The organism is Conexibacter stalactiti (assembly GCF_033542075.1).
Lineage (GTDB): Bacteria > Actinomycetota > Thermoleophilia > Solirubrobacterales > Solirubrobacteraceae > Conexibacter > Conexibacter stalactiti.
The window spans coordinates 173,734-198,166 of the sequence record NZ_JAWSTH010000001.1 but is presented as its reverse complement, the minus strand read 5'-3'; the positions used below and the strand labels follow the sequence as shown (position 1 = coordinate 198,166).

Below are 24,433 nucleotides of genomic sequence, written 5' to 3'. Positions count from 1 at the left end.
AGGGCCGATGAGAGCAGGAGGTGGGACCGGCGTCGTGCTCGACACGAACGCCGTCGGCCTGCAACGCCCGCTGCGTGGCAGCGACGTGCGCTTCCTCGTCGAAGCGCATCGGGATGAGCAGATCAACCTGCTGTGCCCGCGGGTCGTCTTCGACGAAGTGGTCGGCCGTTGGGACCGCGAGTTTCGCGTGGCTGTCGAGCGGCACACGCAGGCCCAGGAGGCAGTCGCGCGCTTCGACGTCCGCGTCACCCACCAGACGAGACTGGACCCGGACGACGAAGCGAGTCGCCTGCGTGCACGTCTGACGGCTTCGCTGCAGGAGGCAGGCATCGAGCTCGTCGAGCTGCCTTCTGTCGGGCACGCTGAGGTGCTTGCTCGCGCATTGCGGCGACAGCAGCCGTTCGACGCCAGAGGCCGAGACGGCTACCGAGACACGCTCCTCTGGGAGACGGTCCTCTCGCTGGCACCGCGGTTCGAGCGCCTGCTGCTGGTCTCGACCGACGTTGTGGCATTCGGCGAGCAGCGAAAGCGCCGCGAGCTCGCTCAGCAGCTCAGGGCTGAGTATGTTGCTCGGGGCGGCAGGGAGAACGGACTGCAGTGGGCGACCGATCCGCGTGAGGCGATCGCAATGCTGGCGCTGGCCCCCTCAGATGCTCGCATCGCGGCTCAAGAGGTCTTTGACCACCACCGTCGGGCCTTCACCGCACGCCTGGCAGAGATCTGGGCAGACAGCGGAGAGTCTCCTCTGATGCACCTCCCCATCGATCTGAGTCGGTTCGGTCCGCCGTGGAACGAGCTGACCGCGAACTCAACGTGGGTTTCATGGGTGAACAGCGTGACGCAGGTGCGGATCGGTCAGGCGCGGGCTAAGGACGACGAAACGCTCTTCGCGACCATCGTCGCCGAGGTAGGTGTCGAGATCACCCTCGTCCTTTCGACGACACAGTTCGAGCAGGCTGCGCAGCGAGCGGATCTGAATCGACTGCTTCGCGCGCACCTGTCCTCGATCGAGGATGACCGCTGCGACTTCGTGCTGCCGGCGCGGGTCGAGGTCACGATGACTGCCACGTTCCAGCCAAGGGCACGCGTGATGCACGTCGGGGACGACATCGAGATCCTCTCGGGACGGATCGCCTGAGATCTGACACCAGAGATGTTTGCGGTAGCGTCACGTTCCTAGCTGTGATTCGGGATTCACGTATGGGAACGGAGTGCTGGTGATGGAAGCTGTCGAGGGCGCGCCGATCCGGCTCGGGATCGCCGGTGGCGGGATCATGGGCGAGCGCATCGCGGAGGCTGCGGCGGCGCTGCCCGGCGTCGACGTGCGGGCGCTCGCCGACGCCAACGCGGACAGCCGCGCGCGGCTGCACGAGCGCTTTGGCGGCGCGGCGTTCGCGAGCTGGGAGGAGCTGGTCGCAAGCGAGGAGATCGACGCGGTCTACATCGGGCTGCCGCACCACCTGCACGCCGCCGCCGCCTGCGCGGCGGCGGAGGCCGGGCTGCACATCCTGCTCGACAAGCCGCTCTGCAACACGCTGGAGGAGGGCGACCGGATCCTCGCGGCGGTGGAGCGCGCCGGCGTGCGGCTGATGGTCGGCTTCAGCCACCGTTTCCACGTCGAGCTGGCGACCGCGCGGCGGCTGCTGGCGGCCGGCGAGCTGGGCGATCCCGTCGTGGCGGTCGACACGATCGTCGACAGCGCACCCGGCGGGCCCGGCTGGTACTGGGACGCCGCCGCCGGCGGCGGCGTCGTGCAGCTGCAGATGCACCACAGCTTCGACCGCCTCGCCTGGCTGCTCGACAGCCCGATCGTGCGCGTGCAGGCGAGCATCCACGAGCGGCCGGTCCGCGGCGATGCGCCGGTTGACGTCTCCGCCGCCGTCGCGCTGACCTTCGCCAACGGCGCCGTCGGCACCTCGGCCGCCTCGTTCGTCACCGGTTACGACGGCGACGGGATCGTCGAGCTGGCAATCCAGGGCACGCACGGCCACGTCCGGATCGAGACGTGGCAGTCGATCGCGGTGCAGACCACGCGCTCTGCTTTCGACCAGCGCCAGCGCCGTGACGACTGGCTCGGCGCCGAGATCGCCGAGTTCGCGGCCGCGATCCGCGAGCGGCGCGAGCCGAGCGTCAACGGCAGGGACGGCCACCGCGCGCTGCGCGTCGCGCTCGCGGTACGGGAGTCTGCCCGCAGCGGCATGGCGGTCGACGTCGCGCCGTAGCAGTTGGCGTTTGGGAGTAAGTCCTTACATGCCTTACACTGTCTCTCATGAGTGCGCTCAGAGAGCTCGACCGGCTGCTCGCCGCCGACCGGATAGCGGCGGGCAAGCTTCCTGAGCGCGAGCTGCGGACGCTGCGGGAGGAGACCGAGCGGCTCGCCGCGGCGCTGGAGAGCCCGGCGGGCGACCTGCTCCCCGCGGTCTCGTCGCTCACCGGCGAGCGGATGCCGACGCCCGTCGCGGTCGCGATCGCGCGTCGCGCCAACCTCCGCCACAGCTTCGAGCTGCGTCGCGCCGTGCTCGCGGACACGCTCTCGGTCGGCGAGGTCGCGGAGACGCTGGGGATCGGGCGCCAGTCGGTTCACGATCGCATCCGCCACCGCACGCTGTTGGCGGTCAAGGACCACGACCGCTTTCGGCTGCCGGCGTGGCAGTTCGACGCCGCGCAGCCGAGCGGCACGCTGGTAGGGCTCGCGCAGGTGCTCGGAGAATTGCGCGACCGCCCGCTGAACCCGTTCGCGCAGCTGGTCTGGTTCACGACGCCGAAGCGGTCGCTGCGCGACCGCGCGCCGTTCGACGCGCTCGCCGCCGGCGATCTCGCCGACGTGCTCGCCGAGGCGCGCACGGTCGGCGCCGCCTGACCGGCGTATGGCCAGAGGTCGCCGCGTCGCCTCGGGGCGTCGCATGCTGCTCGCCGCTCCGCCTGGTCGTCTCGCGAACCCGCGCATCGTGGTGCTGGGCCCCGGCGATCCGCTCCTGCGGATCGACGCCCCGGCTGCGCACGACGCGCCGGCAGCCGGCTTCCGTCGCTATGGGCCGCTGCTGCGGTTCGACCACCATCGCGCCGCGGCCGCGGCGCCCGAACACGATGACGAGCGCGGCGTCCTCTACTGTGCGCGCACGCTCGTCTGCTGCGTCGCCGAGGTCTTCGGCGACCGGGGCGTCGTGCAGCGCGACGGCCATCGCTTCGCGCGGCTGGCGCCGACGCGGGAGCTGCGACTGCTCGACCTGCGCGAGACGGCGGCGACCGCGGCCGGCACGATCCCCGCGATCGGGAGCGTCGGCGAACGCGAGCTGACGCAGGCCTGGGCGCGCTGGTGGTACGAGCAGCCTGAGCTGGGCCGCCTTGACGGGGTGATCTACTCGAGCGCCCAGTGCGGCCATGACGCGGTCGCGCTGTGGGAGCGTGCGGATGGCGCCGTCAGCGCGGTTGTCCAGCTTCCGCTCGACGCCGCGGAGCTGGCCGACGAGCTGGTCGTCGCGGCAGCGGCCGTCCAGCTCGCGGTCGTCTGAGGCCCATTCACGGGAAGCGCGCCGCCAGGCCGGGGTCGTGGTCGGCGACGACGAGGTCGCAGGTGCGCTTCCAGCGCTTGATCTCGCGGCGGCACTGCGCCACGTCCTCGCTCACGCCGACGGGGATCTCGTGGTCGAGGTTGGCCTGCAGGAAGGCGGTCTCGAGGATCCCGACGAGGCCGTCGGCGGTCGTCACTCTCACGCCGGCCGAGCCGGGGTGGTGGCCGCCGGTCGTCTCGAAGGTGACGCCGGGGACGACCTCGACCGGGCCGTCGGTGACGTGCAGGCGGCCGTCGATCGCCAGCTCGCGCAGGAAGGCCCACGAGCGGGCGGTGAAGTAGAGCGCGGTCGGTGGGTGGCCGGGCGGGTCGCACAGCAGCTCGGCGATGCCGGCCTTCGAAAGGTAGACCCGCGCGCGCGGCAGCAGCTCCGGCAGCAGCCCGCCCGAGTGGTAGGTGACCGGCTGCGTGATGCAGCACCAGTCGACGTCGGCCGGCACCAGGTCGTGGGCGGCGAGCACGTCGCCGAGCGGTGTCACGTCGCGGTACTCGTCGGTCGCGCGCAGGGCGGCGAGGTCGTCGGCGTGCGGCGGCAGGCCTGCGTCGACGAGGCCGACGCCGTGCGGCCCGCGCACGATCCAGACGTGGAAGGTCAGCTCGTGGATCGCGTCGTCGCTGCGGCCGAAGAAGCACTTCGAGGTCGGCACGGGGTGGATGGCGACCGGGCAGGCGGTCAGCGCGTGGTGCATGGCGCGGACCCTATCTGGACGTCACCCAACGATTCAAGTATGAGTATCTGGATTCTCCAGTGAGAAATTTTCACGGTGAACCCTTGCGCTCGGTGCACGCGGTGGGTAAGAATATCCATACAAGAATTCAGATTCACGTATGAGAATCTGATTCGGAGCTCCCCCGCTGTCGCGCTGAGGAACTACGAAAGGGAAGAGGGATGCACGAGGAGCATCAGGACGGCGCACGCGCCGACGAGGGTCTGCGCGTCTCGCGCAGATCGCTGCTGCGCGGCGCCGCCGCGGCCGGTCTCTCGCTGCCGCTGATGGGCGCGCTCGCCGCCTGCGGCAGCAGCGACGACGACGGCGCCTCGGCGGGCACCGGGACCGGCACCGGCGGTGGCGGGGACGCCTACACCGGCGCGCTCGCGATGACCGCGTGGGAGGCCTATCCCGACCAGATCAGAGAGAACCTCAGAGCCTTCCAGCAGCAGTACGGCAACGAGGTCGACCTCACGCTGATCCCCAACATCGGCTACGGCCCCGCGATCCAGACGCGCCTGCAGGGCGGTCAGGAGATCGACGCCTACTACAACTTCGCGTACAACTCGACGAAGTTCGTCGACGCCGGCTGGGCGAAGGAGCTGAACGACCTCCCGGGCGTCGACGAGATGCTCGCCGACATGTTCGAGACCTCCGCCGCGCGGCACAAGCTGCCCGACGGCCGCATCGTCTCGGTGCCGTACTTCTCGGCCGTGCACCTGCTGATGTACAACGAGGCGCAGCTCAGAAGAGCCGGCTTCAGCGCCCCGCCGGAGTCGTACAGCGACATCTACGACCAGTGCGAGAAGCTCAAGGCCGACGGCGTCCGCGCGCCGTACGCCGCCTACTGGACGAAGCAGTTCTCGGAGGAGTACTTCACGCTCTACCTCGTCTCCGAGGGCGTCGTGCCGTTCGACGACGAGGGCAACCCGACCTTCCAGGACGACCCCAAGACGGAGGCGATCTTCGACTGGTGGGTCTCGATGTACCAGGACGGGATGACCGCCAAGTCGATCCTCACCGACGACCCGGGCAAGCACGTCGCGGCGATGGCGCAAGGGACCTCGAGCTTCTTCACCCTGCACCACTACTTCCTCAAGGAGATCCGCAACGCGAGAGGGCCGCAGTCGAGAAACGTGACGATGAGCTACCGGATCCCCGGCAGCTCCGGCGAGTCGCTGCAGATCGGCGAGGTCGTGCAGATGGGCACCTCGGCCGAGGGCGGCCGCGCCGACAGAGCGTGGGAGCTGCTCAAGTTCTACGGCTGGAAGGACAAGGACGGCCGCTACGGCACGTTCATCTCGTGGGCCGAGTCGGCCGCGCTGCTCGGCCCCTACCCGGGCCTCTTCCAGGATCCGGACTTCAGAGCCGCCTTCCCCGACTACTTCGACCTGCCCGAGCTGCAGAGAGCGTTCGAGACCTCGCAGGTCGTGCCCGCGCGCGTGCTGCCGTGGTACTCGTCGTTCGCGACGAAGGTCGGCGACCGCGTGCAGGCGATGCTGCTGGGACAGGCGAGCGTGAAGGACACGATCTCCTCGCTGGCGGACGACGCGAAGAACTTTGCCGCCGCAGGCTGACAGCCCGGCGGTCCCCGGCCGCCCGTCCGAATCCCCCCGGCCGCGTGAGCTGCGGGCGCGAGCGCGGCGGCGCTCGCGCCGCGCCGCGGCCGACCGCCGCTTCGGCCTCTACCTCGCGCTGCCGGCGATGGTCGTCGTGCTCGGGCTGATCGCCTGGCCCGCGATCCAGACCGTCGTCTACAGCCTCCAGAGAGTCGCGCTCAACGGCGACACGAGATGGGTCGGGCTCAGAAACTTCGAGCTGCTGTTCAAGAACCCGGACTTCATCCACTCGCTGTGGCTGACCTCCCTCTACGCCGTCCTCTTCCTGCTCGTCTCGACGCTGCTGGGGCTCGCCTTCGCGCTGCTGCTGAACGAGCGCTTCCGCGGCCGCTGGCTGGCGCGCACGCTGCTGATCGTCCCGTGGGCCTGCCCGTGGGTGATCGCCGGCATCATCTGGAAGTGGTTCGCCGACGGCGACGTCGGCGCCCTCAACGGCGCGCTCTACCAGCTCGGCGTCATCGACGAGTACAAGGCGTGGCTGTCGACCGACACCGGCGCGCTCATCATCTCCGTGCTCGCTGCCGCGTGGCGGCAGGCGTCGTTCGCGGCGCTGCTGTTCCTCGCCGGCCTGCAGACGATCCCGCACGAGCTGCCGGAGGCCGCCAAGGTCGACGGCGCGACCGCGTGGCAGCGGCTGCGGCTGATCACGCTGCCGTGGCTGAAGCCCGTGATCGTCGTCGTGATCGTCATCAACGTGATCTTCGGCTTCATGCAGTTCGACGTGATCTACGCGTTGACGCAGGGCGGCCCCGGCAACGCGACGGAGGTGCTGTCGATCTTCCTCTACCAGCAGCTGTTCGTGTACACCAACGTCGGCATGGGCTCGGCCGTCGCGGTCGTGCTCGGCGTCGTGGCGCTGCTGATCGGGCTGCTGTTCGTGAAGCTGCTCTACCGCTCCGGCGACGTGACGGAGGGCAACGCATGAGTGCCGTCGCAGCAGGCGCGGCGCCGATGCGCAGACGCCGCCCGAAGAGACGCAACACCGTGCGGCAGTGCCTGATCTACATCGGCGTCCTGCTGTTCGCGATCTGGGTCCTCTTCCCGCTCTACTTCACGATCGCCTCCAGCTTCATGAAGCCCTCCGAGGTCGGCAGCGTGCCGTACCACTGGATCCCGCAGGAGCCGACGCTGAAGAACTACACGGCGATCCTGCAAGGCGACTCGACGCCGTTCGCCGACGATGCCGGCGCCGGCGTGACCGCCTCGAGCACCAACGCCGTCGAGCGGCTGATGCCGGCGATGGGCCGCAGCGTGCTCGTCGGGCTGGTGGTCGTCCTGATCAACCTCGTCGTCGGCGGGGCGGCGGCGTACGCCTTCTCGCGCTACCCCTTCCGCGGCGCGAAGATCGCCTACCTCGGCCTGCTCGCCTCGCGCGTCGTGCCGGCGATCGCGATCGTCTCGCCGTTCTTCGTCTTCTTCCGCAAGACGGAGCTGTTGAACACCGCGCCCGCGCTGATCATCAGCTACCTCGTCTTCACGCTGCCGTTGGCGATCTGGCTGTTGAAGTCGTACTTCGACAGCGTGCCGAAGGAGCTGGAGGAGGCAGCGATGCTCGACGGCGCGTCGCGCCTGAAGTGCCTGATCTCGATCGTCCTGCCGCTCGCGCGGCCGGGGTTGATCGCGGCCGGACTGCTCGTCTTCCTCGAAGCGTGGAGCGAGTTCTTCTACGCGCTCGTGCTGACCAACGAGCTGACCGTGCCGCCGGTCGTGGCGGGCTTGCAGAACCTGCAGCAGTTCTCGTGGACCACGTTGGCCGCGGCGTCGATCTTCAGCCTCATCCCACCGGTGCTGATCGCCGTCGTCTTCCAGCGCTACATCGTCAGCGGGCTCGCCCGCGGGAGTGTTCGATGAGCAGCAGCAACGACCGCGTCATGACCGTGCTCGGGCCGATCGCGCCCGAGCAGATGGGCATCACGCTCAGTCACGACCACATCCTCGTCGACGGGTGGGGGATCCGCGAGCTGTACGACGCGATCCTCGACGACGAGGAGCTGGCCGTCGCCGAGGTCGCCCGCTACAAGGCGGCCGGCGGCGGCACGATCTGCGACCCGACCAACATCGGGCTCGCGCGCGACCCCGCCGCGCTGAAGCGGATCAGCGAGCGCACCGGCGTCAACGTCGTGATGGGCGCGGGCTGGTACCGCGAGCGCGTCTACCCCGACTACGTCCAGGAGGAGCTGCCCGACCAGCTCGCCGAGCGGCTCGTCGCCGAGATCGTCGACGGCGTCGACGGGACCGGCGTGCGGCCGGGCTTCATCGGCGAGATCGGGACCGAGCGCCACCACGTGACACCGGCGCAGGAGCGCGTCTTCCGCGCCGCCGGTCGCGCGCACACGCGCACCGGGATCCCGATCATGACCCACACGACCCACTGGGGCGAGCTGGCGCTGGAGCAGATCGACCTGCTCGGCGAGGAGGGCGTCGACCCGAGCAGGGTGATCATCTCCCACCTCGGCGACCGGCCCGGCATCCGCCACTGGCTGCCGATCGCCGAGCGCGGCGCCTGGCTCGACGTCGACAACCTCGCCTTCATCGGCGGCTACGCGCCGCTGTCGGTGCGCGCCGACAACGTCGCGGGGCTGTGCGCGGAAGGACTCGTCGGCCAGATCATGCTGTCGAACGACATCTGCGAGCTGGGCCAGCTCGCCTTCTACGACGGCTGCGGCTACGACAACGTGATCGTCACCTTCATGCCGATGCTGCGCGAGCGCGGCGTCAGCGAGGAGCAGATCCACACGATGACGGTCGAGAACCCGGCGAAGGCGTTCGCGTGGGACTTGGCTCGGGTCGGGCTGTGAGCGGACTGCTCGACAGCCTCGGCGTCCGCCCGCTGATCAACGCGGTCGGCCCCGCGACGCGGCTCGGCTCCGGCGTGCTCGCGCCGGAGGTGCTCGACGCGATGCGCGAGGCGGCCGGCGCCTACGTGCGGATGCATGAGCTGCAGGCCGCCGCCGGCGCCGAGATCGCAGCGCTCGCGGGCGCCGAGGCCGCGTACGTCACCAACGGCGCCGCCGGCGCGCTGCTGCTGGCGGCCGCCGCCTGCATCGCCGGCGACGACCCGGCGCTGATGAACCGGCTGCCGGACGCGCGCGGCGCGCGCGACGAGATCGTCGTGCACCGCGGCCAGCGGATCGGCTACGACCACGCGCTGCGGACCGCCGGCGCGCGGCTGGTCGAGATCGGCTTCCCCGACCTCACCTTCCCCTACGAGCTGGACGCGGCGATCGGCGAGCGCACCGCCGCCGTCGCCTACTTCTCCAACAGCGGCGCCAACGCGCTGCCGCTGGAGCAGGTCGTCGCGATCGCGCACGCGCGCGGGGTGCCGGTGATCCTCGACGCCTCGCTGGCGGTGCCGCCGTTGGAGAACCTCAGACGGTTCGCCGCGCTCGGCGTCGACCTCGTCGCCGTCAGCGGCGGCAAGTGGATCGCCGGCCCGGCCGCCTCCGGCTTCCTCTACGGCCGCGCCGACCTGATCCGCTCGGTCGCGCTGCAGCAGCAGGACCAGGACGTGCGGATCGAGACCTGGCACGGCGCGCCGCTGATCGCCGACGGCACCGTCGCGGGTCCGCCGCACCAGGGGATCGGCCGCGCGTTGAAGGTCGGCAAGGAGGAGATCGCCGGCCTGCTCGCCGCGCTGCGCGCCTATGCCGCCCGCGACCACGCCGCCGACCAGGCGCACTGGCGTGCCGACGCGCTTGCGGTCGTCGACGCCTGCGCCGGGATCACCGGCGTCGACGCCCGTCTGCTGCCCACCGGCGGCCGCGAGCGCGGCTGGCCGGTCGCCGAGCTGGCGCTCGACGAGGCGGCACTCGGCCGCACCGCCTACGACGTCGTGCGCACGCTCGCCGACGGCGAGCCGGCGATCGCGCTCGACGAGGCGCTCGCCTGGCGCGGGCTGCTGCGCGTCACGCCGACGCACCTGCGGGAGGGTGAGGCGGCGGTCGTCGCGACCGCGCTCGCCCGGGTGCTGCGCGCGGCGCCGAGAACTTCGACTCAGACCATGGACAGGAAGGACACGGAGGCATGACCGGGACGGCGGTAGTGGTCGGCGGGGGGCGTGGGATCGGACGCGCGATCGCGATCGAGCTGGCGCGCGACGAGGGCGTCGAGCGGCTGATCGTCGCTGACATCGACGAGGCGCTCGCGCAGGAGACGGCGAGCGCGGCCTCGGCGGACGCGGAGACCGTCGCGCTGCCGGTCGACCTCGCCGACGCCGCGTCGGTGCAGGCGCTGTTCGACGCCAGCCGCGACGCGACGCGCGTTGCGATCCCGGGCGGCGTCTTCAGCGCCGCGCCGTCGCTGGAGCTGGAACGCGACGAGATGGAGCGGATCCTGCGCGTCAACCTCGTCGGCTGCTTCCACGCCGCGCGGCTGTACGCCGGCGAGATGGCGGCCGGCGACGGCGGCGCGATCGTCGGGATCGCGTCGATCGCCGCGCGCATGCCGCGGATGCGGCAGGCCGCCTACTCGGCCTCGAAGGCCGGGCTGCGACAGGCGCTGAGGGTGCTCGCGATGGAAGTCGCCGGCGACGGCGTGCGGATCAACACCGTCTCGCCCGGCCCGACCGACACGCCGATGATGCGCGAGCTGCAGAGCGACCACTCCTCCGTCGACGACCTCGCCGCCGGCAGCGCCGTCGCGCTGCGGCCGCGGATCCCGACCGGCCGTGTCGGCCGCGTCGAGGACATCGCCGTCGCGACGCGCTTCCTGCTGTCGCCCGGCGCCGCCCACATCGTGATGCAGGACCTCGTCGTCGACGGCGGCGAACTGCTGGGGATGTAGCCGGTGGACGCACTGCTCCTCCATGGCGGCGAGGTCTACGACCCGGAAGCGGCGGGTGCCGGCGGTCACGGCGCGCTGCGGCGCGCCGACGTGCTGCTGGTGGACGGGCGCGTCGCCGCGGTCGGCGAGGCGCTGTCGCTGCCGGAAGGGACGCGCGCGGTCGACTGCGCCGGGCTGCTGGTGACGCCCGGCCTCGTCGACCTGCACGCGCACGTCTTCGTCGGCCAGGACCTCGGCGTCGACCCCGACGTCGTCGGCCCGCCATCCGGCACGACGACCTTCGTCGACACCGGCAGCGCCGGCGCGCACCTGTTCGGCGCCTTCCGCCGCGGCACGATCGACCGCGCCGGCACGCGCGTGCGCGCCTTCCTCAACATCTCCTCGATCGGCGCGACCTCGATCCTGCTCGCGGGCGAGCTGGAGAACCTCGCCTACGCGAACGAGGACGTCTGCCTCGCCGGCGCGCGCGAGCACGCCGATCGCGTGATCGGGATCAAGGTGCGCGCCTCCGGCAACGTCGTCGGTCGCTCTGGAGCGGAGCCGATGCACCGCGCCCGCCGCGTCGCCGACACGCTCGGGCTGCCGCTGATGGTCCACCTCGGGCCGGCGCCGCCCGGCAGCGACGAGATCATGGCGACGCTGCGCAAGGGCGACGTGCTGACGCACTGCTACACCGGCTTCGAGGACAACCGTCTGTCGGTCGGCGGCCGCGTTCGCGAGTCAGTGCTGGAGGCGCGCGAGCGCGGCGTCGTCTTCGACGTCGCGCACGGCATGTCGGCCTTCGACGCCGAGGTCGCGACCGAGATGCTGGCGGCCGGCTTCCGCCCCGACACGATCTCCAGCGACGTGCACGCCTACTCGCTCGACGCCGTCGGCGACCTGCCGACGGTGATGTCGAAGTTCCTCGCGCTCGGGATGGAGCTGGAGGAGGTGCTCGCCTGCGCCACGCTGAAGCCGGCGCTGCACGCGGGGATGGCGGCTGACGGCGTCGGTACATTGCGCGTCGGGGCACCCGCCGACGTGGCCGCGTTCGAGCTCGTCGCAGGTCCGGTCGCCTACGCGGACACGCGCGGCGGCACGTTCGAGGGCAGCCGGCGCCTGCGCACGGCGCTGACGGTGCGCGCAGGGGTCATCGTGCATGAAGCGCTGAAGGAGGGACGGCAGTGAAGCAAGCTGTTGACGGAGGCTCGCCGACCGGGGCCTACTCGCCGGGCGTGATCGCCGAAGGGCGGTTCGTGCACGTCTCCGGGCAGGGACCGCTCGCCGACGGCGCCTACAGGCCCGGCACGATCGAGCAGGAGACCGCGCTGACGCTGCGCAACCTGGAGGCGATCCTGGTCGCGGCCGGCGCCTCGCTCGCCGACGTCGTCAAGTGCGGCGTCTTCCTCAGAGCGATCGACGACTTCGCCGGGATGGACGCTGCCTACCGCGCGGCGTTCGCCGGCGCCGAGGTGCTGCCGGCGCGTACGACCGTCGGGGGCCAGGAGCTGGCGTTCGGGATCAAGGTCGAGATCGACGCCGTGGCGGTGCTGAGATGAGCGCCGAGGAGCAGGGCTTCACGAGCGTCAAGTCGGCCGACCGCGTGCTGGTCGTGCTGGAGCTGCTGGCCGGGCGCGAGCCGATGCGGCTGATGGACATCGCCGACGAGCTGGAGCTGCCGCGCTCCTCGACGTCGAACCTGCTGCGCACGATGGCCCGCCGCCGCTTCGTCGAGATGACCGACGACGGCCGCCGCTACCGGATCGGCTCGCGCGTGCGCGAGCTGGCGCGCGCGAGCGAACGTGACGGCGACATCGTCTCGCTCGCGCAGCCGCTGATGGACCGCCTCGTCGAGCAGACCGGCGAGACCGTGCAGCTCGCGCAGCTGGAGGCGATGGAGGTCGTCTACCTCGCGATCAGCGAGTCACCGCACCCGATGAAGCTCGTTTCGGAGGTCGGCAAGCGGCTGTTCGCGCACGGCACCGGCGTCGGCAAGACGCTGCTGGCGATGCTCGACCCGGAGGAGGCCGAGCGGCGGCTGCGCTCGGTCGAGCTGCCGCGCTTCACCGCCTCGACGATCGTCGACGTCGACGAGCTGCTCGACGGGTTGACGGAGATCCGCGCGAGGGGCTACGGCACCGACGACGAGGAGTACGTGCTCGGCTGCCGCTGCGTCGCGATGCCGGTCTTCGGACCGCGCGGCGACACGATCGCGGCGATGTCGGTCTCGATACCGACGCCGCGCTACGACGACGAGGTCGGCGAGCGCGCGCTGGCGACGCTGCGCGCCGCCGTCGAGGAGCTGTCGCGGCAGGCCGGCTACGTCGCGCCGGCGGCCCCGGCCGGCGGCGCCGTGACGGGAGCGGCGTGACGCTCGACGCGCTCGACACGCCCGCGCTCGTCGTCGACCTCGAGGCGCTGCGCGCCAACGTCGTCGCAATGGCCGCGACCGCCGACGCCGCCGGCGTCGCGCTGCGTCCGCACGCGAAGACGCACAAGTCGCTGCACGTCGCGCGGCTGCAGCTCGACGCGGGCGCGGTGGGCCTCACGGTCGCCAAGCTCGGCGAGGCCGAGGTGTTCGCGGACGGCGGCGTCGAGGATCTGCTGATCGCCTATCCGCTCGTCGGCTCGCTCAAGCTCGCGCGGCTCGTCGCGCTGGCGCGGCGCGTGCCGCGGCTGTCGGTCGCCGTCGATGCGATCGCGACCGCCGAGGCGATCTCCGCCGCGGTCGCGGCCGCCGGCGGGATCGAGCTGGGCGTGCGCGCCGAGGTCGACACCGGGATGCACCGGCTCGGCCTCGCGCCGGCCTCCGACGAGCTGGTCGCGCTGGCCCAGGCCGTCGACCGCCTGCCCGGGCTGCGCTTCGACGGCGTGATGACGCACGAGGGCCAGGCGTACCAAGCGCGCGACGAGGCCGAGCTGGCCGCCGCGGCGGCCACCGCCTGCGACGCGATGGTGCGCAGCGCCGAGGCGATCCGCGCGGCCGGCGTCGACTGCGCGGTCGTCTCGATGGGGTCGACCGCGACCGCTCGCTTCGCCGCCGGCCATCCCGGCGTCACCGAGATCCGCCCCGGCACGTACGTCTTCAACGATCGCAGCCAGCTCGCGCACGGCAGCGCGACCGTTGCCGGTCTCGCCGCGACGGTGCTGGCGACGGTCGTCAGCCGGCCGTCGGCGGGGATCGCCTGCATCGACGCCGGCGCGAAGGCGCTGACCTCCGACCGCATGATCGTCCGCGACGCGGCGCCCGACTACGGCGCCGTGGCCGAGCGCGGCTGGCCGGTCGTGCGCGCCAGCGAGGAGCACGGCCTCGTCGCGCTGCCGGAGGGCGCGGTGGTTGCCGTCGGCGACCGCCTCGCGATCGTGCCGAACCACATCTGCCCCGTCGTGAACCTGTTCGACGCCGTCGCGGTCGTCGAGCGGGGACGCGTCGTCGACCACTGGCCCGTGGCTGCCCGCGGGCGCATGACCTGAGAAGGAGCACCCGATGGCCGCGATCAAGCTGAACGGCGTCTGCAAGGAGTACGAGGGCAGCGGAGCGCTCGCGGTCGAGGACGTCGACCTGGAGATCGCTGACGGCGAGTTCATGGTGCTCGTCGGCCCCTCCGGCTGCGGCAAGTCGACGCTGCTGCGGATGATCGCCGGCCTCGAGGACGTCACCTATGGCGAGATCGCGATCGGCGACCGCGACGTGACCGACCTCGAACCGCGCGAGCGCGACGTCGCGATGGTCTTCCAGAACTACGCGCTCTACCCGCACCTGTCGGTGCGCGAGAACATCGGCTTCGGGCTGAAGCTGCGCAAGACCGCGAAGGCCGAGATGAACGAGCGCGTCGAGCGGGTCGCGCGCTCGCTCGGCCTGACCGAGTACCTCGACCGCAAGCCGGCGCAGCTCTCCGGCGGCCAGCGCCAGCGCGTCGCGATGGGCCGCGCGATGGTGCGCCAGCCGGCGGCGTACCTGATGGACGAGCCGCTCTCGAACCTCGACGCGAAGCTGCGGGTCGCGATGCGCGCCGAGCTGGCGCGGCTGCACGAGCAGCTCGGCGTCACGACCGTCTACGTCACGCACGACCAGGTCGAGGCGATGACGCTCGGGACGCGCGTCGCCGTCCTGCGCGGCGGGCTGCTGCAGCAGTGCGACACGCCCGAGACGCTGTTCGAGCGGCCGGCCAACGCCTTCGTCGCCGGCTTCATCGGCTCGCCGGCGATGAACCTGATGGAGGCCGTCGTGCGCGACGGCGCGGTCGTCTTCGGCGCCGAGTCGCTGGCGCTGGCGCCCGCGGTCGCGGAGCGGCTCGGTGAGCGGGAGCTGATCGTCGGCGTGCGCCCGACTGACTTCGTCCTCGCCGGCCCGGACGTCGATCCGTCGCTTCCGCGCCTGCGCGTCGTGCCCGACGTGGTCGAGCGGCTCGGCTCCGAGAACCACGTCCTCTTCGGCCTCGACGCCAGACAGCTCGACCTCGACGGCCGCGGCGGCCTCACCGGCGAGCGCGACGCGCAGCTGATCGGCGACGCCCGCGCGCTCCTGACCGCCCGCCTCGAAGCCGGCGCCCCCGTCGCCGTCGGCACCCCCGTCGAGCTGGCCGTCCGCCGCGAGCGCCTCCACTTCTTCTCGCGCGAGAGCGGCGAGCGGATCGACACCGCCGCCTTGGCGGCGGTGTAGGGAGGCGGTCGCTCAGCTGGCGGCTGCGACCGGTCTCGCGACCTGCTCAGGCGACACGGCGTGACCTGGCTGGACGAGATCCCGGTGGTCGCAGCTGATCCGCAGCCAGCCACGCCGCCGAGCGATGGTCACGTAAGCGGCGTCGTAGGCGCTGAGGCCGTAGTCGTCAGCGTCGTCGACGGTCGCCCACAACGTTTCCCCGTCAACCCGCTCGAGCCGGTCGGCGACGGCGATCTCGACCAGCTCTGTCACGCGCCGCGCCCGCTCAACAGATCTCCAGCGGCGGATCGCGACGTTGGCGACCTCGAACAGCGTCAAATCGAGGGCTGCGAGATCGCGCTGATCCGGTCCGAAAGAGACAAGGTCCTGCGCCGCAGTGTGAAAGCGGTCGTCAGGATCGTGCGCGGCGAGCCAGACACCTGAGTCGAGCAGCAGCACGTCGCTCATCGCGAGTCCCGTGCCTCGCGGATGTACTCGGTCCCGCGGCCTCCGTAGCCTTTCGCCGGAGGGGCCAGCAGCTCGCGAATTCGTCTGCGGCGCAGGTCATCGCTTGCGGCGATCTCACGCTCAGCGAGATCCCGCACCAGCTCGCTGCGGGTCGTTCGCTTCCAGCGTGCAAGCGCGTCGATCTGGCGAACCAGATCGTCGGGGAGATCGATCATCGTGACGGTCATGCACCGGATCTTGGCCGGCGCATGACCCAAGGTCTACAGCGTCTGTGTGTGACTTCTCAGGCGGTCGCCTCGACGCCGGCGCGGCGGCGCCACTCCTCTTCGATCTCCTCGAGCGTCTTGCCGCGCGTCTCGGGCACGAGCTTCCAGGTGAACCACAGCGCCAGGACGCCGAAGCCGGCGAGCATGCCGAAGACCGGCGCGCCGCCCCAGGCGGTCAGGAGGATCGGGAACAGCAGCGAGATCGCGAAGTTCGCCCCCCACTGGACGGAGTTGCCGATCGAGATCGCCTGGCCGCGGATGAAGAGCGGGTAGATCTCCGACGCCATCACCCAGAAGCCCCAGCCCCAGCTGACGGCGAAGCAGGCGATGAAGCCGAAGAGGCAGAAGACGGTGACCCATCTCCAGATGCCGCTGAAGTCGTCGACGGCGAAGGCGATCGCGATCAGCGCCATCGTTCCCGCCATGCCGATCATGCCGCCGATCAGGATCTTGCGGCGGCCGATGCGGTCGACGAACAGCAGCGCGAGGATCGTCGCGACGAAGTTGAGCGTGCCGATCCCGGCGGTCGTCAGCGTCGAGGCCGAGTCGCCGAAGTCGACCTCCTTCAGGATCGTCGGGGCGTAGTAGATGATCGTGTTGATGCCGGTGATCTGCTGGAAGATCCCGAGCCCGATGCCGACGACGAGGATCATCCGCGCCAGCGGGCTCGTGAGCGCGGCGCCGATCGACTCGTGCGGCCGTCTGCGGTCCTCCTCGACGGCGGTGACGATCTCCTGCAGCTCCTCCTCGGTCTCCGGCGCCTCCGGGTCGCGCAGTTCGTGCAGCACCGCGCGCGCACCGTCGACGTCGCCTCTCATGACGAGCCAGCGGGGGCTGTTGGGCAGCACCAGCATGCCGAGGAACAGCAGCGTCGCGGGCACCGCGGCGAGCGCGAAGACGATCCGCCACTCCTCCGCCGTCGCCGCGTTGACGATGTAGGCGAGCAGGATGCCGGCGGTGATCGCGAGCTGGAACAACGCGACCATCGAGCCGCGCCTGGCCGTCGGCACGACCTCGGAGATGTAGAGCGGCACGACGGTCGAGGCGAAGCCGACCGCGAGGCCGATCACGAAGCGCGCGCCGATCAGCACCTCGACGCTCTGCGCGACCGCCGCCAGCACCGCGCCGACGATGAAGACGACCGCGGCGAGCTTGACGATCCCGCGCCGTGACAATCTCGTCGTCAGCCAGCTGGAGAAGAGCGCGCCGACGAGCGCGCCGGCGGTGACGGCGCTGACGACGACGCCGATCTCACCCGACGAGAGGTCGAACTCGCGCTCGATGAAGAGCTGCGCGCCCGAGATCATGCCGGTGTCGTAGCCGAACAGGATGCCGCCCATCGCGGCGACCGCGGCCGTCAACCAGACGTGCGCCTGGAACCCCAGCCGGTGCTCCTCGGCCTCCGGCTTGCTCGACGTCATCGCCCGCTCCTCGTCATCCATGCCGCCCCCGCTGGGCCGCGTGCGGGCGCGAGCATAGTCGGCCGGGCGGCGCTGTGACAGCGTCGCGTCCGCACGCGGCCGCGGCGACGTGACCGAGGCGCGGGCGATCGGAAGCGCTACGGTCGTGGGACGTGCGAATCGGGGTGTTGACGCGATGACCTTGCTGAGCGAGATCGCCGGCCGCTCGATGCGGCTGCCGCGGGCGCAGACGCGCGACCTGCTCGTCGAGCGCGACCTGCCGGCGACGATGGACGACGGCGTCGTGCTGCTGGCCGATCGTTACGTCGCGCGCGCGGAGGCTTCGAGCGACAGAAGTTCGCCCCCTCCGACGGTGCTCGTGCGCTCGCCCTACGGCCGCCGCGGCTTCTTCGGCTTCGTCTACGGCCGCCTGCTGGCCGAGCGCGGCTTCCAGGTCGTCGTCCAGAGCGTCCGCGGGACGTTCGGCTCCGGCGGCGTCTTCCGCCCCTTCGACGAGCGCGCCGACGGCCTCGCGACACTGCGCTGGCTGAGAGCGCAGCCGTGGAGCGAGGGTCCGATCGGCATGATCGGCAGCAGCTATATGGGGCTGACGCAGTGGGCGGTCGCGAGCGCGGCCGACGGCTCGATCGGGGCGCTGGCGCCGTCGATCACCGCCTCGCAGTTCCACGGCCAGGCGTACGGCGGCGGCTCGATCTCGCTCGACACCGCGCTGTCGTGGACGCTGATCATCGCCGCGCAGGAGCGCCGTCTCGCGCCGCTGCGGCTGATCTTCGGCCTCCGCCGCAAGCTGCCGCAGGCGTTCGACGAGATTGCCCTCGGTGAGGTCGACGCCGTGATCGCCGGCGAGCCGGTGCCGTTCTTCCGCGAGTGGTTCGAGGTCGCCGCGCCCGACGACCCGTACTGGCGTGAGCGCGACTTCTCCGCCGACGTCGCCGGCGTGACGGCGCCGGTCCAGCTCGTCGGTGGCTGGCAGGACATCTTCCTGCCGTGGCTGCTGGAGGACTACGTCGCGTTGCGCAGAGCGGGCCGCACGACCCAGCTCGTGATCGGCCCGTGGGCGCACACCTCGACGCCGCTGCTGGCGCGCAGCACGCGCGAGGGCCTGGCGTGGCTGCGCGCCCACCTGCTCGGTGACCGGCGGCTGCTCGACGAGGCGCCGGTGCGGATCTGGGTCGGCGGCGAGAACGCCTGGCGCACGCTGCAGGAGTGGCCGCCGGCCGGCGTGCGCCCGTGGCGGCTGCACCTGCACGACGGCGGGCGATTGAGCACGACGCCGCCCGGCCACGCCGACGACGGCGCCGTGAGCCGCTTCACCTACGACCCCGCGCACCCCACGCCGTCGCTCGGCGGCCCGGTGCTGCTGGCGCGCGAGCCGGTCACCGACAACCGCCCGCTGGAGGCGCGCGACGACGTGCTGACCTTCACGAGCGGGCCGCTGGAGCAGGACGTCGAGGCGATCGGTCCCGTCCAGGCCGACGTGCACCTGCGCACCTCCAGCCCCTTCGCCGACCTCTTCGTGCGCCTCTGCGACGTCGACCCCGACGGCCGCTCGCTGAACGTCTGCGACGCGCTGATCCGGCTCGACGACGCCGCGCCGCCGGTCGCCGCCGACGGCAGCCGCCGCGTCTCCTTCGCGCTGTGGCCGACCGCCCACCGCTTCCGTGCCGGCCAGCGGATCCGCGTGCTCGTCGCCGGTGGCGCCCACCCGCGCTACGCCCGCAACGCCGGCACCGGCGAGCCGCCGCAGAGCGCGACCCGCCTGGTGGCCGTCGAGCACGAATTGCTGCATGACGCAGCGCACCAGTCGGCGGTCGAACTGTCGGTGCTTGGCGACCGGCCCGCCTGAGACTCAAACGAGACCGCGCCGCTACTGCGGGCGCGCCACGCGCCGCCTAGCCTCCGCCGCTCGGACAGCTGAGGAGGACCCATGCAGCGACGCAGCATCCCCATCGCGGTGGCCACCGCCACCGCTCTGCTGCTCGCGAGCAGTGGCGCCGCGTCCGGCGCCGGCCCCGGCGACACGTTCCCGACGGCGCTGCTGCCGCTGCCGCCCGGCGCGATCGCCGGCGCCGACAGCGGCCTCGACGCGCTCGGCTATCCGAGCGACGCCGGCGTCAGCAGCGACGGGCGCTACGTCGCGTTCCTGTCGGCGGCCGACACGCTCGCGCCGGCAGCGGCGCTCGACGTCGTCAACGTCTTTCGCAAGGACCGTGCGACCGGTGCGGTCGCGCTCGTCAGCCGTGCCGACGGCGCCGATGGTGCCAGCGCGCCGGCGGACGCCGACAACGTCACGATCAGCGACGACGGCAACCGCGTCGGCTGGACGACCCAGGCGCGGCTCGTCCCCGCCGACGTCGATGACGACGAGGACGTCTACGTGCGCGATCTGGCGACCGGCCAGACGCTGCTGGCGACGGCCGTGGCCGGCCCCGGAGCGGGGGTCTCCGACTACGACCTCTCCGGCGACGGCGCATGGATCGCGTTCACGAGCGACGAGAGACTGACCGCCGGCGACGTCAACGCGGACGACGACGTCTACCGCGTCGCGGTCGCCGGCGGCGCCGCGCTGCTCGTCTCGGCGGGAGATGGCACGAGCACCAGCGGCGACGACGACTCGGGCAGCCCCTCGATCAGCGGCGATGGCACGTGGGTCGCGTTCGACTCGTCCGCCGGCGACCTGATCGGCGGCTTCGTCGACGGCAACGGAGGTCGCGACATCTGGGCGCGCGACGTCACGGCGAGAGCGACGTACCTCGTCAGCACCGCCTACGGAGTCGCGGGGAGAAGCGCCAACAACTCGAGCTCGACACCGCTGGTCGCCGGCTCGCCGCCCTCCGGTGGCTCGACCAACGTCGACGTCATCTACAACAGCTACGCCACCGACCTGGCGGCGCCCGGCACCGACGTCGACACGGAACAGGCCGTCTACCGCCGCAACCTCGGGACGAGATTCATGGCGAGACCCGTCTCGGCGCTGGTCAGCCGCGCGGACGGCGTCGCCGGCACGGCAGCGGACGACTCCGCGTATGCGGAGAGCGTCTCCGACGACGGCCGTCACGTCGTCTTCAGCACCCGCGCCGACAACCTCGGGGTCACCGGGCAGGGCTTCGGCGCCTACCTGCGCGACATGACGGCTGGCACGACCGCGCTCGGATCGGTCGGTCGCGACGAGGTCTACAACGGCGCGATCTCCGGCGACGGCTCGCTCTTCGTATGGGTCTCGGGCAACGGCGTGACGCCCGACTCCGACCCCGATGCGAGCGGCGTCTTCGCCCGCGCCCACGTCGTCTCGCCGCCGACGCTCGGCGCGCCCGAGCTGGTCTCGCGTCCGGCCGGCACCGCGCCGTTCCTGCTCCCGGCGCTGTGGGACCGGCCGGCCGGTCATGGCGAGCGGTCGATCAGCGCGAACGGCCGCTACGTCCTCTTCGTCGGCGCCACGAGCCGCGACCTGGTGGGACTCGGGAAGATCGGCGTCCAGGTCTACCGTCGCGACGTGCTGACCGGAGCGCTCGAGCTGGTCTCGCGCGCGAACGGGGCAGCGGGCGGGCCGAGCCCGAGCCCGCCGGCGGAGCGGTCGATCAGCGCCGACGGCACGCGCGTCGTCTTCGTCACCGACGCGGCGCTCGATCCCGCCGACGGCGACGGCTTCGCCGACGCCTACCTGCGCGATCTGGCGAGCGCGACGACGACGCTCGTCTCGCGGGCCGACGGCCTCGGCGGCGACGACGCTGACGCCGACGTGCGCGCCGCTCGCATCAGCGCTGACGGGACGCACGTCGTGTTCGACTCGACGGCGACCAACCTCGGCACGCCGGGCGGCGACCGCCACGTCTACCTGCGTGACGTGGCAGCGGGAACGACGGTCGTCGTCGACCGCGCCGACGGAGCGGCTGGGACGCTCGCCAACGACGACAGCGGCGCGGCGACGCTGTCGGCCGACGGCCGGCTGGTCGCTTTCGTCTCCAACGCCAACACGCTCGATCCCGCCGACCCGGGCCCGTCGGTGATGCCCGACGTCTATGTGCGCGACACCGTCGCCGCCACGGTCGAGCTCGTCTCGCGCCGCTCCGGCGCGGGCGGCCAGAAGGCCGCGAGCGCGGCCGGGCCCGTCATCAGCGCAGATGGCCGCACCGTCGCGTTCATGTCCGATGACGAGACGCTCGCGCCGGAGGGAGGCGCCTGGGGCGCCACGTCGCAGATCGTCGCGCGCGACCTCGTCACGCACCAGAACGCGCTCGTCAGCCGCGCGGCCGGCGGCGCCGTCGCCAACGCCAACGCGAGCGTCCCCAGCATCAGCGACGACGGCGGCACGATCGCCTTCGTCTCGGAGGCGACCAACCTGCTGCCCGGCGTCGGCGGCGGCGGCCGCCCCGCCGTCTTCGCGCGCACGAGCGCGACAGGCGTATTGGCCGGCCCGCCGGCCTTCGGCACGCTCGACGGGTCCGACTTCGGCGCCGTCGGCCCGTCGCTGAGCGGCGACGGCCGCTGTCTGTCGTTCACGGGGACCGGGCACAACGTCTTCACCGGCGCCGCCGGCGACACCCCGACCGCCTACGTGCACGTGCTCGCGGGCACCTGCTCGACACCGCAGCCGCAGTTGCCGCCGCCGCCGAGAGCTCCTCAGCAGCCGCCGAGCAGACCGGTCATCTCAACGCCGCTGCCGCGCCCGACGCTGACGCAGGTGTCGCTGCTGCGTGCGAGATTCCGCGTCGGCAAGAGTGCGACGGCGGTTGCGGCGGCGCGCAGAGCCGGCGCTCGCAGACGCAAGCCGACGCCGGCCGGCAGTGCCGTCCGCTTCACGCTCAACACGCGCGCGAGCCTGACGATCGCGATCGAGCGGTCGAGCAGGGGGCGCAAGGTCGGCAAGGCCTGCCGCAGAGCGACGCCGAGACTGCGCAGACGACGCGCCTGCGCGCGCTGGACGACGGTCGCGACGCTCCGACGCAACGGCATCGACGGCGGCAGACGGTCGATCGCGTTCAGCGGCCGAATCGGGCGCCGAGCGCTCGCCGCCGGCGGCTACCGCGTAACGGTGAAGGCCGGCAACGCGAGCGGCGCATCCAAGCCCGTCACGCTCGCGTTCACGATCGTGCGCAGATAGCGCGCGCCTGCCCGCGTCCGTCGCGGCGGTGGGACGACCGCGACGGACGCGAGGGCGGGAACGCGGCGGGCGGAGAGTGCAGCTCCGCCCGCGCCCCGTTCCCCATCTCCGCTACGGCAGCGGCAGCGGTTTGACGTGCGGTGCCAGCCGCTCGATCCGCTCCAGTCGCTGCGCGAGGCCGCTGCGCTGCGCCAGCGACTGCGGCGCGACGTCGCCCTGCGGCGTCGCGGCCGGCTCCGGCGGCGGCTGCTCGAACGGCACCTCCTGGCGGCAGCTCATGCCCTCGGCGGGCAGCGCCAGCTCCTCCAGGTAGGCGTCGACGGCCGCGTCGATGCAGGCGGAGTTGCCGCCGTAGGCGGTGTGGCCGTCACCGCGCATCGTCAGCAGGCGAGCGTTGCCGAGCTGGCTGACGAGCCGCTTCGCCTCCTTGTACGGCGTCGCCGGGTCGTAGGTCGTGCCGACGACGAGCGTCGTCGGGGCGTTCGCCGGGTTGCGGAACGGGCCGTAGAAGGCGCTGTTGGGCTTGACCGGGTAGAGGCCCCACGCCAGCTCGCCGTAGCCGTGGTTCCAGAACGCGTGGTCGTAGTCCTGGTAGGAGCGCTTGCCCTCGCGCAGGAAGGTGCCGACGTCGTGCGGGTAGCGCTGCTCCAGCGCGCTGATCGTGAAGTAGCGATCGGTCAGCGGGTCGTAGGTGCCGTCCTCCAGGCGGCCGTAGAAGATGTCGACGAGGGCCCGCAGCACGGTGCCGTCGTTGTCCTGCTGCGCTCTCGCGAGCGCGTACGCGAGGTCGGGCCAGAGGTCCTTCGAGTAGACCGCCTGCGTGACGGCGGCGTCGATGTCCTCGCCGTCGACCGCCCGGCCGTCGGCGGTCGGGATCGGCGTGACGGCCGCTCTCTCGATCAGCTCGTCGAGCGCGGACCACGGGTCCTCGCCGCCGAAGCCGAGGCAGGCGTCCTGTCTGGCCGCGCATGCCTGCAGGAAGCGGCCGATAGCGCGTTCGAAGCCGGCTGTCTGCTCGTCGAGGCTCGAGAGCGGGTCGTTGACGTACTGGTCGGGATCGAGCGCACCGTCGAGCACGAGCGCGCGCACGTGGTCGGGGAACATGCTCTGGTAGGTGGCGCCGAGGAAGGTGCCGTACGAGAAGCCGAGGTAGGTCAGTCTGTCGTCGCCGACGGCGGCGCGCAGGTGGTCGATGTCACGCGCGACGTTCGCGGTCGAGACGTACGGCAGGATTGCGCTGTTGAGCGTCAGGCATCTGCGGATGTAGCTCGTGTCGCGCTGGATCATCGCGCGGATGTCGAGCGTGTCGGGCGTCTCGAACGGCTGCGCGTAGACGCCCTCGGTCTCCTGGTTCGATCTGCAGTCGATCGCCGGTCTGCTGCCGCCGACGCCGCGCGGATCCATGCCGATGATGTCGAAGCGGTCGTTGACGCCTCTGAACAGCCGCGCGCCGACCGCCTCCACCGTGCTGGCGGCGTCGCCGCCCGGACCGCCGAAGTTGACGAACAGCGAGCCGATCCGTCTGTCGGGATCGGTCGCCGGGATTCTCACGACGGCGAGGTCGAGCGTGCCGCGGCGCGGCTTGGACCAGTCCTTCGGGACGGTCGCGGTCGCGCACTGCGCGACGCCCTCGTCGCTGCAGGCGCTCCACTGCAGCGGTGGTGCGGGGCCAGGTCGGTCGGCGAGCGCGCTCGGTGCCGTGGACGCGGCGGTCGCCGCGACGGCGACCAGACCGGCGCACGCGGCGGCAAGCCGCCTCCCCCGGGGGCTTGGGCTCATGGGTGCTCCCCTCTAAAAGATTGGATGGGCCTCGCGCCGGGCTACCCACCTGCTGTCGCCGTCGCACCGCGCGCGGTCATCCGGCAGACCAGAGA

At 71.9% G+C, this 24,433-nt stretch carries 22 protein-coding genes; 17 read left to right on the top strand and 5 right to left on the bottom strand.

Features of this window, described 5'->3' with window-relative positions; translation table 11 throughout:
- Window positions 1-34 precede the first annotated feature (34 nt).
- The 4 genes from R7226_RS00870 to R7226_RS00855 all read left to right on the top strand — a co-directional run bounded on the left by R7226_RS00870 (window position 35) and on the right by R7226_RS00855 (window position 3,512).
- Complete coding sequence (locus tag R7226_RS00870) at window positions 35-1,138, top strand: PIN domain-containing protein (RefSeq protein ID WP_318595125.1); 1,104 nt, start codon at window positions 35-37, stop codon at window positions 1,136-1,138.
- A gap of 82 nt (window positions 1,139-1,220) precedes the next feature.
- Entirely contained in the window at window positions 1,221-2,222 is a 1,002-nt protein-coding gene (locus R7226_RS00865) for a Gfo/Idh/MocA family protein (protein ID WP_318595124.1), read from the top strand.
- 47 nt (window positions 2,223-2,269) lie between these two features.
- Window positions 2,270-2,860 (top strand): hypothetical protein, encoded by a 591-nt coding sequence (locus R7226_RS00860; RefSeq protein WP_318595123.1) that lies wholly within the window; start codon window positions 2,270-2,272, stop codon window positions 2,858-2,860.
- 43 nt (window positions 2,861-2,903) lie between these two features.
- Window positions 2,904-3,512: an RES family NAD+ phosphorylase gene (locus tag R7226_RS00855; protein ID WP_318595122.1), complete on the top strand. Its 609-nt coding sequence runs from the start codon at window positions 2,904-2,906 to the stop codon at window positions 3,510-3,512.
- A 7-nt stretch (window positions 3,513-3,519) separates the two neighbouring features.
- On the opposite strand, the gene R7226_RS00850 is transcribed toward R7226_RS00855, so the two are convergent.
- Window positions 3,520-4,260 (bottom strand): MBL fold metallo-hydrolase, encoded by a 741-nt coding sequence (locus R7226_RS00850; RefSeq protein WP_318595121.1) that lies wholly within the window; start codon window positions 4,258-4,260, stop codon window positions 3,520-3,522.
- Window positions 4,261-4,460: 200 nt separating this feature from the next.
- Between R7226_RS00850 and R7226_RS00845 the strand changes: the two genes are divergently transcribed.
- Genes R7226_RS00845 through R7226_RS00795 form a run of 11 tightly spaced genes read left to right on the top strand, consistent with a single transcriptional unit; the run spans window position 4,461 to window position 15,324 of the window.
- The gene (locus R7226_RS00845) at window positions 4,461-5,858 is read left to right on the top strand and encodes an ABC transporter substrate-binding protein (protein WP_318595120.1); all 1,398 of its coding nucleotides are present in this window, start codon (window positions 4,461-4,463) and stop codon (window positions 5,856-5,858) included.
- Window positions 5,842-6,825, top strand: coding sequence for a carbohydrate ABC transporter permease (locus R7226_RS00840; protein ID WP_318595119.1), 984 nt, complete (start codon window positions 5,842-5,844; stop codon window positions 6,823-6,825). The genes R7226_RS00845 and R7226_RS00840 overlap by 17 nt, the downstream gene beginning before the upstream one ends.
- Window positions 6,822-7,751 carry a carbohydrate ABC transporter permease gene (locus R7226_RS00835; protein ID WP_318595118.1) on the top strand — a complete coding sequence of 310 codons (930 nt, stop codon included), beginning with the start codon at window positions 6,822-6,824 and terminating at the stop codon, window positions 7,749-7,751. The genes R7226_RS00840 and R7226_RS00835 overlap by 4 nt, the downstream gene beginning before the upstream one ends.
- Window positions 7,748-8,698, top strand: coding sequence for a phosphotriesterase family protein (locus tag R7226_RS00830; RefSeq protein ID WP_318595117.1), 951 nt, complete (start codon window positions 7,748-7,750; stop codon window positions 8,696-8,698). The genes R7226_RS00835 and R7226_RS00830 overlap by 4 nt, the downstream gene beginning before the upstream one ends.
- Complete coding sequence (locus tag R7226_RS00825; protein ID WP_318595116.1) at window positions 8,695-9,927, top strand: aminotransferase class V-fold PLP-dependent enzyme; 1,233 nt, start codon at window positions 8,695-8,697, stop codon at window positions 9,925-9,927. The genes R7226_RS00830 and R7226_RS00825 overlap by 4 nt, the downstream gene beginning before the upstream one ends.
- A complete protein-coding gene (locus R7226_RS00820) occupies window positions 9,924-10,682 on the top strand; it encodes an SDR family NAD(P)-dependent oxidoreductase (protein WP_318595115.1) in 759 nt (252 codons plus the stop codon). Before R7226_RS00825 ends, R7226_RS00820 begins: the two co-directional genes overlap by 4 nt.
- A gap of 3 nt (window positions 10,683-10,685) precedes the next feature.
- A complete protein-coding gene (locus R7226_RS00815; protein ID WP_318595114.1) occupies window positions 10,686-11,849 on the top strand; it encodes an amidohydrolase/deacetylase family metallohydrolase in 1,164 nt (387 codons plus the stop codon).
- Entirely contained in the window at window positions 11,846-12,220 is a 375-nt protein-coding gene (locus R7226_RS00810; RefSeq protein ID WP_318595113.1) for a RidA family protein, read from the top strand. Before R7226_RS00815 ends, R7226_RS00810 begins: the two co-directional genes overlap by 4 nt.
- Window positions 12,217-13,032 (top strand): IclR family transcriptional regulator, encoded by an 816-nt coding sequence (locus tag R7226_RS00805; protein WP_318595112.1) that lies wholly within the window; start codon window positions 12,217-12,219, stop codon window positions 13,030-13,032. The genes R7226_RS00810 and R7226_RS00805 overlap by 4 nt, the downstream gene beginning before the upstream one ends.
- On the top strand, window positions 13,029-14,135 hold the full coding sequence (locus R7226_RS00800) for an alanine racemase (protein WP_318595111.1): 1,107 nt from the start codon (window positions 13,029-13,031) through the stop codon (window positions 14,133-14,135). The genes R7226_RS00805 and R7226_RS00800 overlap by 4 nt, the downstream gene beginning before the upstream one ends.
- Window positions 14,136-14,148: 13 nt before the next feature.
- On the top strand, window positions 14,149-15,324 hold the full coding sequence (locus R7226_RS00795; RefSeq protein WP_318595110.1) for an ABC transporter ATP-binding protein: 1,176 nt from the start codon (window positions 14,149-14,151) through the stop codon (window positions 15,322-15,324).
- Window positions 15,325-15,336: 12 nt separating this feature from the next.
- On the opposite strand, the gene R7226_RS00790 is transcribed toward R7226_RS00795, so the two are convergent.
- The 3 genes from R7226_RS00790 to R7226_RS00780 are packed head-to-tail and all read right to left on the bottom strand — an operon-like array spanning window position 15,337 to window position 17,539.
- Complete coding sequence (locus tag R7226_RS00790) at window positions 15,337-15,771, bottom strand: type II toxin-antitoxin system VapC family toxin (RefSeq protein WP_318595109.1); 435 nt, start codon at window positions 15,769-15,771, stop codon at window positions 15,337-15,339.
- Window positions 15,768-15,998, bottom strand: coding sequence for a CopG family ribbon-helix-helix protein (locus R7226_RS00785; protein ID WP_318595108.1), 231 nt, complete (start codon window positions 15,996-15,998; stop codon window positions 15,768-15,770). Before R7226_RS00785 ends, R7226_RS00790 begins: the two co-directional genes overlap by 4 nt.
- 56 nt (window positions 15,999-16,054) lie before the next feature.
- Window positions 16,055-17,539 carry a sugar porter family MFS transporter gene (locus R7226_RS00780; protein WP_318595206.1) on the bottom strand — a complete coding sequence of 495 codons (1,485 nt, stop codon included), beginning with the start codon at window positions 17,537-17,539 and terminating at the stop codon, window positions 16,055-16,057.
- 94 nt (window positions 17,540-17,633) lie between these two features.
- On the opposite strand from R7226_RS00780, the gene R7226_RS00775 reads away from it, so the two are divergent.
- Window positions 17,634-19,304 (top strand): CocE/NonD family hydrolase, encoded by a 1,671-nt coding sequence (locus tag R7226_RS00775; protein WP_318595107.1) that lies wholly within the window; start codon window positions 17,634-17,636, stop codon window positions 19,302-19,304.
- 108 nt (window positions 19,305-19,412) lie between these two features.
- Complete coding sequence (locus R7226_RS00770; protein WP_318595106.1) at window positions 19,413-22,559, top strand: TolB family protein; 3,147 nt, start codon at window positions 19,413-19,415, stop codon at window positions 22,557-22,559.
- A gap of 111 nt (window positions 22,560-22,670) precedes the next feature.
- Here R7226_RS00770 and R7226_RS00765 read toward each other — a convergent pair whose 3' ends face one another.
- Window positions 22,671-24,338: an alpha/beta hydrolase gene (locus R7226_RS00765; RefSeq protein ID WP_318595105.1), complete on the bottom strand. Its 1,668-nt coding sequence runs from the start codon at window positions 24,336-24,338 to the stop codon at window positions 22,671-22,673.
- Between the last annotated feature and the right edge of the window lie 95 nt (window positions 24,339-24,433).